Below are 8,969 nucleotides of genomic sequence, written 5' to 3' on the forward strand. Positions count from 1 at the left end.
ACAACAGTGCCGTCCACTCGGGCCGCTCTTGAGCCGACCCTGCCGGCCCCCCATCTCGTACGGGACGCCGGGGAGCCGGTCGCGGTCGATGACACCCACGTCGTCAACAACGCGCCACCGGGGATTTTGGTCGTACCATGTCACGATGTGACGCGGTACGGCGTGATCTTTCGCACGCCGCGACGCGGCGTTTACGGGCGCGGCGCCCCGTCCTCTTCCGCCCTCAGGGCGTTCACCAGCGCGGCCATATCGGGCGGTAGCGGGCTCTCGAACCGCAGCGTCGCGCCGGTCCGCGGGTGGCTGAAGCCGAGCAGTTCCGCGTGGAGTGCCTGGCGCCCGAGCGCCGCGAGGGCGGCGCGGGCCTCCGGCGTCAGGCGGGCCGCCTTGGTCCGGAAGGCGCCGCCGTAGACCGTGTCCCCGAGCAGGGGGTGTCCGCGATGGGCGAGATGCACGCGGATCTGGTGGGTGCGGCCCGTCTCCAGGCGGCACCTTACGAGGGCGGCCTCGCGATACGCCTCGGCTACGGCGTAGTGGGTGACGGCGTGGCGCCCGCTCGCGTCCGAGACGACGGCGATCTTCTCCCGGTGGAAGCGCGACCGCGCGAGGCTTGCCTGGATCGTCCCGGCCCGCGGCTGGGGCAGGCCCCAGACCACGGCGGCGTAGGCGCGTTCCAGCGGTCCGGACCGGCCGTGATCGGCGAACTGGGCGGTGAGGCCCTGGTGGGCCACGTCGTTCTTGGCGACGACGATCAGGCCGCTCGTGTCCTTGTCGAGGCGGTGGACGATGCCGGGCCGGCGGACGCCGCCGATGCCCGACAGGCTGGCCCCGCAATGGGCGATCAGGGCGTTGACCAGCGTGCCGCTCTCGTGGCCCGGGGCGGGATGGACCACGAGGCCGGTGGGCTTGTCGATGACGATCAGGTCGTCGTCCTCGTGGACGATCGGCAGATCCGCGGCCTCGGCCACCGGCTCCGCCGGGGCTGCCGGGGGCACCGTGAGCACGATGCGCGCGCCCGCGGCGACCTTGGCGGCCGGGTCGAGCGCCGGGAGACCGTCCCGCTGAACCCGGCCGGTGCGGATCAGATCCTGCAGCCGGGCCCGGGACAGATCCGGAAACAGCGCGACCAGCGCCCGGTCGAGCCGCACGCCTCCCTCGGCCACGATCCCGGCCCGCTCGTCCTGCACGTTGTCCACCACGACCGCTATTCGCCCCCGATCTGACCCGCCGCGGCGGATTTCCTGACGAAGGCACTTGCTCCCCCGCCGAGTGGTGGCTATAGCAGCCCCGCGCCGCCGGAAAGCTCCCATCGTCTAGCGGTCTAGGACGTCGCCCTCTCACGGCGAAAACAGGGGTTCGATTCCCCTTGGGAGCGCCAGCGCGCTGGCAGTCACCAGAATCTGCGAACTTTCTCCAAGAAACCTGATTGCGCGGAAAGCCCGGCTCGTTCCGTGGGCGCTCCGCGCCCTCGAGGCACGCGCGTCGTCCAGCCGCTGAGCTTCTTTACTGGCGATGGTTTGCGCCGGCCCAGTCGCGACCTCTTGAGGGCTAGGAAGCTCCGGCGGGACGGGGCCGGGTGTCCCGCCTCACCAGAACCAGATGGCGCGTCCGGCCACCGCGTAGATGACGAACCAGAGGCCGATGGCGAGGGCGACAGACGCCACGACAAGGGCCGGATGAGGCCTCCTGCGGGTGCGGCCGGTACGAGCGGGGGCGATCTGATCCATGAGCGAGGCGGAAGCATCTCCGGCCGAACGCATGCCCGAAGGCTGCTCGCCCGGGGCGCTCGAGGCCCCATGGATGCGGTCGGCGACAACGGTGCCTTACGACCAACATCCGCCGTCGCTGTCCTCATCAAAAGATGCCTACGCGCCGATCGGATTGCCGGCTCAGCGCGTCGTGCGAATCTTCGATCGATCGCTGCCGAGCGTCGCAGCCTGTGATCGGCGGGGATATCGGGGATGGAACGCGATCCCACCGACATAGGATGTTGCGCGGCGCAACCCATTAACACGGCGCGACTTTCCGCCGGGCATGATCGCTTGATGCCTCAGCCTGCGAGTTCGCGATGCATTTCAGGATCCAAGCCACCGGACAGCATCTCTGGACCTGGGTGCTCCTCGACGCGACCGAGATGACGGTGGCCGAATCCGACCGGTCGTTTCCCTCCCGGACGCAGGCCTCGGCGGCGGCTCTGGCCTTCGCGAAGCTGGTCGCGCGCGCCAGCCGCTCGCTGAACGGGGGCGCGTCGAGCGGCCTGCTGTAGGTGATCGCGTCCGCTGCAACCCCGCTGCAGGTTCTCGCGCCGCGGCCGGGGTCGATCAGCGCCAGCGCTCCTTCATGCAAGCGAGCAGATGGACGGTGCGCATGCATCCCTCGCGATCCGAATGGGTGCGCGCGTTGCCCATGCAGGCATCCATTCCCAGGCGCAACAATTGACGATCGACGTCCGTCGAGCGGGCGCAGGAGAATATCGGCTGAAAGCCCTCGAACCGGCTGACCTGCCAGAAGATCGCGACGAACGCCGTCAAGCAGAAGCCGAAGACCATTAGTCGGCTGTCGTAGAACCAGTGCCTACGCTCTCGGTTGTCGACGCCGCGCACGCGCATCCCTGTCCTCATCGCGCAGTCGTATGCCATCGTATCACGGACGGCTCCGCCCTGGCACAGGCGGGCCCCGCCACGAGGCGGGTGGCGTCGCGCGGGAAACACGCGGAAAACGGGATCTGAACTATGCGCCGCGGTCACCTCATCGCCCTGTGCCTCGCGCTGTATGCAGCTCGCGCATGGGCCCTGGATGCGCGAACGGCTGCTCCCGCGCACGAACCGGAGCGGCCTCGTCCTGCCGAGAATGGCAGACAGTGGCGCAATTCGAGCGACGCGCGATCCGAGGGGAATGCGGCGGCGACCCTGCCGAGCGGCAGCGTCGTGAGCCTCGTCCAGCTGGCAGACCCGGTCGACAGCCCGCTCGTCGCCAAGTTCAGGGCCGTCCTGGCGACATACGATGATTTTGCCGCCCACGGTGATGGCAAGGCGTGGACAGAATCCGCGGACGTGTGTCCCGCCATCAACGCCGCGTCGGCCTTCCTTGACGCCCGCGGAGGCGGGACCCTGGTCCTGCCTCCCGGCGTCGCCCGATGCGCGACGTCGCTGCGCGCGCCCAACATGTCCCGGATCAAGATCATCGGCCAGGGCGCAGGCGCCTTCTCCATCGCGGGAACCGAGCTGAAATGGGTCGGTGCGCTCGGTGTCGTGATGCTCGATCTTCGGAGCATGACCCCCCAGACACCGGTGACCGCCGTGACGCTCTCGGACCTGACGCTGAACGGGAATGGACGAGCGAAGACCGGACTGCTGGTGCGCGGGCTGAAGAACTCCAGGATCGACATCATGGTGCGGGACACGACCGGTCCGGGCGTCGATATCGACGTCGACGAGGCTCGTGGTCCCCTCGCCAAGGGCCTCCTCACGGGATCCGTCTGGGCGGCGTTCACACCCGGTTCCGGCGGCCGGAGCGGGACCTACTCCGGTGTTTCCCTGGTGAGCGCCGGCATCGACACAGGAGAGGGCGCCAAAGCAACGATCACGGTCAAGGACGGGTCCGTGTCCACCATCGACGTTACGGAAGGTGGATCGAATTACGTGTTGGGCGATGTCCTGACTGTCCGGCCTTCCGACATCGGTGGGACGCGGGACGTAGCCATTACCGTTGCCAACTCCGGCAACGCCGCGTCCTCGTTCCTCGATACGTCGCAGAACGAGTGGAAGCTGCGCGTGACGCAGCAGGGCAGAGCGAGCCTGCGCGCGCAGGGCGTCCGCATCGGCCCTGGATCGCCTTGGCTCGACACCAACTCGAGTCAGTGGATCAACGTTCTGACGCTGACCCAAGAGGGAACAGGGTTCGAGATCGGCAATGCCGATACCAACGAGTTCATCTTCATCCGCGCCGATCGCGAAGGACGGACCGGAATCGGGATCGACCTGAAGGCCGGAGCCTGGACGTCGCCGTCCGCCGCGCGGGCCAATCGCTTCGGTACGATCTCCGCCACGGGTGGCCTGGTCGCGCGCGGGGGCGCTCGGCCGAGCGTCAGAAATGTCGTGGCCAAATACAATACCGAGAGCGGTGAGGCGCCGCCGAAATGGGAAGATGGTGCGGGCGTCAATATTACCGATGACAGCGGCCAGCCCATCGGGAATACGGGCTTTACGACGAACCTCGCGCGAACCGTCTACACGCCCGTCGTCGCCCGCAGTGGTACAGCCGCCGCGACTGTTTCGGCAACGGCCGATTACCGCCGATTCGGTCGCGAGATCCTCGGCATCCGGCTCGACGTCAGGGTAGTCGGCGGCTCGGGCTACATCACCGCATCGCTTCCCTGCCTGCCGTTCAAGGATACGGTCCTGACAGGATTCGACCGGGCGACCGGTCGATCCGTGCAGGGACGGATCGGTTTCGCCGATCCGAAAGTCTACATCTACAGCATGGACGGGACGGTGCCGGCGACCGCCAATGCCCAGCCTCTGCTCACCGGCGATCTGGAATGCAAGGATTGACGCCCAAGCCAGCTTCCATGATCGCGGTCTGACGTCGGCCGCATAGCTCCTTTCCTGCGAGCGGGGAGGACCCGTCGATCAGAGCTGACGCCCCGGAGGCAGGACAGCCCGGGCCAATTCCTGGCCATCCGCGCTGCGGCGAAGCACGATGGTCTGCTCCACGTCTTTGCGCAGCGGTGGAAAGAACGCGTATGTGAAGCCGTGATGCGCGTTTCCGATACCCGCCTCGCGTAGATCCGGACGAAATTTGCCCGCGATGACCGTATTGACGGTTGATTGATTGACGACGATGGCGATCACGGTCGGTGAGTGAGGGGTGGAGGGCGTGAAGGCCCAGCCGCGGATCCGGCTGTGGTCGGCCTCGTCGATGAAGCCCTGCAGCGATACGGGATCATGCCCTCCCGGCGATGCGGGCGTGCCGCGAGCCGGTGCAGATCCGGTCTGTGTCACCGCACCCATCGACAAGGCGCCGCGGGCGAAACCGCTTCGTCCTTCGGCAAGACCGTTCTGCAGAAAGTGGAGCAGCGGATTCTGTTCCGCGACAGCAACGTCCGGGTTCGCGGCCAGATAGCCTGTCGTGCTGAAACCTGGGCTCGGGTCACGCCCTTCCTTCCAGCCATGTTCGAGGAAGTGTTTCAGCGGATCCAGGCCGGCTTCGCGAACATCGGGGTTGCGATCAAGGTAGTAGGCCGGGTCGAAGCCGGGGAGCGGGTTGCCGAACAGGGGGCGGCGCTGATTGGATGAGAGGGGCAATCGGAACTTCATGGGCCATCCGAGCACGTCAGGGCTCGTGCTCGGTCTACCATTGCGGGTGAGGCCGCAAGTCCGGCGAACCGATTTCGAGGTGGCACGAAAGTCTCAGCGTCAGATGTGTCGCTGGCTCGCGGCGCGAGATCGATCTTGGGCCCCGCAGCTTCCGCGGGCTTCCGCGCTACGTCGATAGCTTCGCGTGTCGGTGGCTCGCTCGAGCCGCGAGCGTTGACCGTTCGCGGAGGACTGGATCCGATCCTCGCTATGCGCGATGGAGTGGAGGCGCGGTATTGCGAAGCGTCCGCCGCAGCCCATCGCGCATCGAGGCTGGTGGGTGCCGAGCCATCACCGGATCGAGACGTGATCTACGTGCCTGTCCGCGGTGCGTTTTCCGGTTGACGTCTGGCTACGATATGGAAGCCGAGTTCCGGATTGGCGTGTGCGTCCCAGTCGCAGGCGCGGGGATTGCCCGAACCACGCGGATAGTCGCGAAGCTGGAACGGGCTCTGGACCGGGTCAAGTCCTGACGCCGCGAAGGCGGTCTCCCACCAAGTGCGATCGCGGATCGTCGCGTGAAACTCGTGACCCGCCGCGTCGCAATCCGCGAAGGTCGCGATGGAGGCCACCACGACCCCACCCGGTCTCAGGTGCTGGTGGATCGAATGCAGCAGTGTGGGCAGGTCCGTTTCCGGTATGTGCTCGAACAATTCCCAGGCCGTCACCAGATCGAATTGCTGGACCGCGCCGGCGCCGTCCTCGACGCGAAACGGGAAACGTACGTCGGCAGTGAACAGCCGGTCCGGAATGGTGCGCCACTCGGCGCGCTGCTCCTTCCGCGACCAGTCCGAGCCCTCGATCCCGATCGAGAAATGTCCGCGCCGTGTGAAATCCCAGACGAGCCCTCCGCCGGCCGAACCGATATCGAGGTGACGCAAGGGGAAACCGAAATGGGTTTCGCACGCCGCGACGAAGCGGGGCGAGCGCGTGTTGTCAGCGGCTGTGCCTCGCGGAAACAGATGGTCGGGCGTGTCGCCGGCAAGCGGGTTCGCTGTCGCGACACGCAAGTCGACTGGTTCGACCGCGCTTCCTCTGATCAAGGTCTCCAAGACATCTCGCTGCCGATCCTCGCATTCGAGGACGAATCGATCGAATCGAGCCTTAAAGTTATTCCAATTGATCGAGTCATAGTAGCAGTGTGTCTGCAGCGCCGAGATGCGTCCCAAGAGATCGTCGAGCTTGGCGTCGATGGCCGCGACCCGATCGGAGAGTGGGAGGTCGGGCTGCTCGATAGTCGTCGCGCGAGCCGCGTCGCTGTTGTCCACCAACCCACTCCGTTAACGCGCACGAGCCCAACAGAACGACAGGCGTGATCGCGCATCTCCACTGTTCAGAGATATCCTAAGCCAAGCGGAGAGAGAAATACATTCATGTGAGGATTTCGTCGGAGCCGCCTGTGGACGAATCGCTGTATAATTGGGAAATTTCGCGCAGAAGTTAGTGTTTCAGATCGGACTCTTATATTATGAGGCTGCTGACAACAACTTCGAGTTGATTTATGTCCGGGTTTGGCGGGGATGCTGTCATTGTGATTGGGCGCGCCGGATGGCCGACGGCATGGGACATCGGCGACCTATCCATTACCGGCCCGGGCGAAGGCGCCGCTGAGATCCGATAGGCTTTCGATCAGACTGCGCGGTGCGTGGCGCGCGAGGTCCCGTCAGTCGACACGTGCAGGCTCACGAGATTGTGCCTCTCCGCGTGCGCCAGATCTCGCGATCCGAGCGCTCGACCGCGTTCCGATCGCTGGATGAACCATCGACCAGCTACCGCGCGAGACGGATTTCGGCGCCCTGTGTTCGCTCTTCACGCGGGATACTCGATCCGTCGGTCGCTCGAGTAGCGTTAATTTCAGCCTGTCCCGTCGAACGCGCACCGATTGTCAGGACGTTCTTGCGGACCGGAGTTTTGCCGTATACCCCACATCGGAGAGCCAACGCGCGATCGAGGGCCGGGGGGATGCCGCTGGTTGTCATCTTAGCCGCCCTGTGCGGCGGATTGCCTGTGCTTGCCTTTGGCTGGCAAACGTTCGGCTTCTACACGATAATACTCGCGTCCTGTGTCGCCAGTGCAGCCGCCGTACTGGTGGGTGGCGGACTCGCGCTCCTGAAGGTCGCGAGGTCCCGGACTTCGCGGGATCCGGCGAAGATCTTCGACATCGACAGGCTCACGAGCGGCGACCGCAGCGACTTTCGGCTCGTTCCGCGGCGCCTCTACTTCGACATCGAGCACGGTCGCGAGATCATCAAGGACGAGATCGGCATCGAGGCCACGAGCATCGACCAGGCGCTCGACGACGCCCGCAGCGTGATCCGGGACATGGTCCAGGAGCTCGCCGACGAGGGCTACGCGGAGGACTGGGTGCTGGTGGTGCGCGATGCCAGAGGGGCTTCGGTCGCGCGCCTGCCCATCGAGCGGACGCCCGCACAGACACGGCCCGACCGCCGCTCCGCCTGATCGATCGGGGGCGGCGTTCGCGTCCCCGCGATTGCTGGCTCGCGACCATGGCCCAGCATCCTGCGCTGGCCACCGGAGTCGCGCGTGTGTCAGCGCTCGCCCAGCTCGTGAAGCAGGCGGTCGCGGGCGCGGCTGACCCGGCTCTTCACCGTGCCCGCCGGGCACCCGATCACGGAGGCCGCGGCCTCATACGGTAGACCGTCGACGGCCACGAGGATCAGCGCCTCGCGATAGGCCGGGTCGAGCCGGTCGATCGCGGCCCGGACCTCCTTCAGACCCATGCTGTGCTCCTGGGCGGCCGGTTCGGAGAGGGTGACGGCGTGCGCGCCGTCGGGATCGGGGACCTCGAAGCGTCGCTTGCGTCGTCCGTTGATGAAGCCGTTGCGCAAGATCGTGAACAGCCAGGCCACCAGGCTCGTGCCGGGCTGGAAGCGCTGCCGGTGCTCCCACGCCTTGAGCAGCGTGAACTGCACGAGATCGTCGGCCTCGACACCGTCGAACGTCAGCGACAGGGCGTAGCGGCGCAGGCCTGGCACCAGGGCGATCAGATCGTCCTTGAACGCACCGGGAACCTGCCGTTCGGACTCGGCGGCATCCAGGGCCGCGGACAGGCGGCCCAGCACGCCGGCCAGCCGTGAGCTCATCTCGATCGGTGCAACTTCTGAATAGTATTGGCGCAGCCGATGACCGAGTTGCGCCTGGATATACGAGATGACGCGATCGGACGCGCCGGCCGGATCGCGCTCTTCGACAGCGGGCTTCACGGTGAAGCTCTGGGCTCGATGGGGTGGAGACAGCGTCGCGACGGGCACGACATCTCGCGGGAGGGCTGCGGACTTATCTCTGGTTGATCTCGACGACGTCAATGATGCAGGTATACCAGTGAAAATCGCGGATCGGGCGGAACCTGCTTGCGCGCAACCCGTTTGTGCCCCGCTGCGAGGGGCGCGGCGTCGAGGCGGCGGGGACCGGACGGATCGTGACGGCGGGTGTCGACAGGCATGAGCTCCGGCAGATCATCGCCGGCCTGAGCGAGGGCGTGATCCTGGTCGAGCTCGACCAGACCATCGCCTACGCCAACGCGGCCGCCCTGGCGATGCACGGTGCCGAGAGCCTCGACGAGCTCGGCTCCACCGTCGACGCCTATCGCGACCG

General features: G+C 66.5%; 9 protein-coding genes and 1 tRNA gene. 5 read left to right on the forward strand and 5 right to left on the reverse strand.

Translation table 11 applies throughout. The features are described 5' to 3' along the window. Window positions 1-191 precede the first annotated feature (191 nt). Window positions 192-1,196, reverse strand: a complete 1,005-nt coding sequence (locus BM314_RS21840) for an RluA family pseudouridine synthase (protein WP_170868157.1) — start codon at window positions 1,194-1,196, stop codon at window positions 192-194. Window positions 1,197-1,299: 103 nt separating this feature from the next. Here BM314_RS21840 and BM314_RS21845 point away from each other — a divergent pair. Beyond that, window positions 1,300-1,375, forward strand: a tRNA-Glu gene (locus BM314_RS21845). 690 nt (window positions 1,376-2,065) lie between these two features. Next, window positions 2,066-2,263 (forward strand): hypothetical protein, encoded by a 198-nt coding sequence (locus BM314_RS21850; RefSeq protein WP_091980151.1) that lies wholly within the window; start codon window positions 2,066-2,068, stop codon window positions 2,261-2,263. Between the two features lie 55 nt (window positions 2,264-2,318). On the opposite strand, the gene BM314_RS21855 is transcribed toward BM314_RS21850, so the two are convergent. Continuing rightward, complete coding sequence (locus BM314_RS21855; protein ID WP_244540000.1) at window positions 2,319-2,546, reverse strand: hypothetical protein; 228 nt, start codon at window positions 2,544-2,546, stop codon at window positions 2,319-2,321. A gap of 183 nt (window positions 2,547-2,729) precedes the next feature. Between BM314_RS21855 and BM314_RS21860 the strand changes: the two genes are divergently transcribed. Beyond that, complete coding sequence (locus BM314_RS21860; RefSeq protein ID WP_139237852.1) at window positions 2,730-4,550, forward strand: hypothetical protein; 1,821 nt, start codon at window positions 2,730-2,732, stop codon at window positions 4,548-4,550. 78 nt (window positions 4,551-4,628) lie between these two features. Here the strand turns inward: BM314_RS21860 and BM314_RS31385 are convergent, their stop codons facing one another. Together BM314_RS31385 and BM314_RS21870 are read right to left on the reverse strand one after the other, a co-directional pair. Further along, the gene (locus BM314_RS31385) at window positions 4,629-5,315 is read right to left on the reverse strand and encodes a hypothetical protein (protein WP_210187352.1); all 687 of its coding nucleotides are present in this window, start codon (window positions 5,313-5,315) and stop codon (window positions 4,629-4,631) included. Window positions 5,316-5,665: 350 nt separating this feature from the next. Next, window positions 5,666-6,622: a class I SAM-dependent methyltransferase gene (locus BM314_RS21870; RefSeq protein WP_170868158.1), complete on the reverse strand. Its 957-nt coding sequence runs from the start codon at window positions 6,620-6,622 to the stop codon at window positions 5,666-5,668. Between the two features lie 694 nt (window positions 6,623-7,316). Between BM314_RS21870 and BM314_RS21875 the strand changes: the two genes are divergently transcribed. Next, window positions 7,317-7,814 (forward strand): DUF6894 family protein, encoded by a 498-nt coding sequence (locus BM314_RS21875; protein ID WP_091980159.1) that lies wholly within the window; start codon window positions 7,317-7,319, stop codon window positions 7,812-7,814. An 89-nt stretch (window positions 7,815-7,903) separates the two neighbouring features. Here BM314_RS21875 and BM314_RS21880 read toward each other — a convergent pair whose 3' ends face one another. After that, window positions 7,904-8,626 carry a sigma-70 family RNA polymerase sigma factor gene (locus BM314_RS21880; protein ID WP_244540001.1) on the reverse strand — a complete coding sequence of 241 codons (723 nt, stop codon included), beginning with the start codon at window positions 8,624-8,626 and terminating at the stop codon, window positions 7,904-7,906. Between the two features lie 167 nt (window positions 8,627-8,793). On the opposite strand from BM314_RS21880, the gene BM314_RS21885 reads away from it, so the two are divergent. Next, window positions 8,794-8,969: PAS domain-containing protein (locus BM314_RS21885; RefSeq protein ID WP_139237853.1), on the forward strand; the 176-nt coding region annotated here is incomplete at its 3' end.

The sequence above is a fragment of the Methylobacterium sp. 13MFTsu3.1M2 genome, from assembly GCF_900112625.1.
Classification (GTDB): Bacteria; Pseudomonadota; Alphaproteobacteria; order Rhizobiales; family Beijerinckiaceae; genus Methylobacterium.

What these genes read in the sequence shown, in the direction of transcription:
- BM314_RS21875 (WP_091980159.1), top strand. Translation starts at nt 7,317, where the DNA reads ATGCCGCTGGTTGTCATCTTAGCCGCCCTGTGCGGCGGATTGCCTGTG.
- BM314_RS21860 (WP_139237852.1), top strand. Translation starts at nt 2,730, where the DNA reads ATGCGCCGCGGTCACCTCATCGCCCTGTGCCTCGCGCTGTATGCAGCT.
- BM314_RS31385 (WP_210187352.1), bottom strand. Translation starts at nt 5,315, where the DNA reads ATGAAGTTCCGATTGCCCCTCTCATCCAATCAGCGCCGCCCCCTGTTC.
- BM314_RS21850 (WP_091980151.1), top strand. Translation starts at nt 2,066, where the DNA reads ATGCATTTCAGGATCCAAGCCACCGGACAGCATCTCTGGACCTGGGTG.
- BM314_RS21855 (WP_244540000.1), bottom strand. Translation starts at nt 2,546, where the DNA reads ATGGTCTTCGGCTTCTGCTTGACGGCGTTCGTCGCGATCTTCTGGCAG.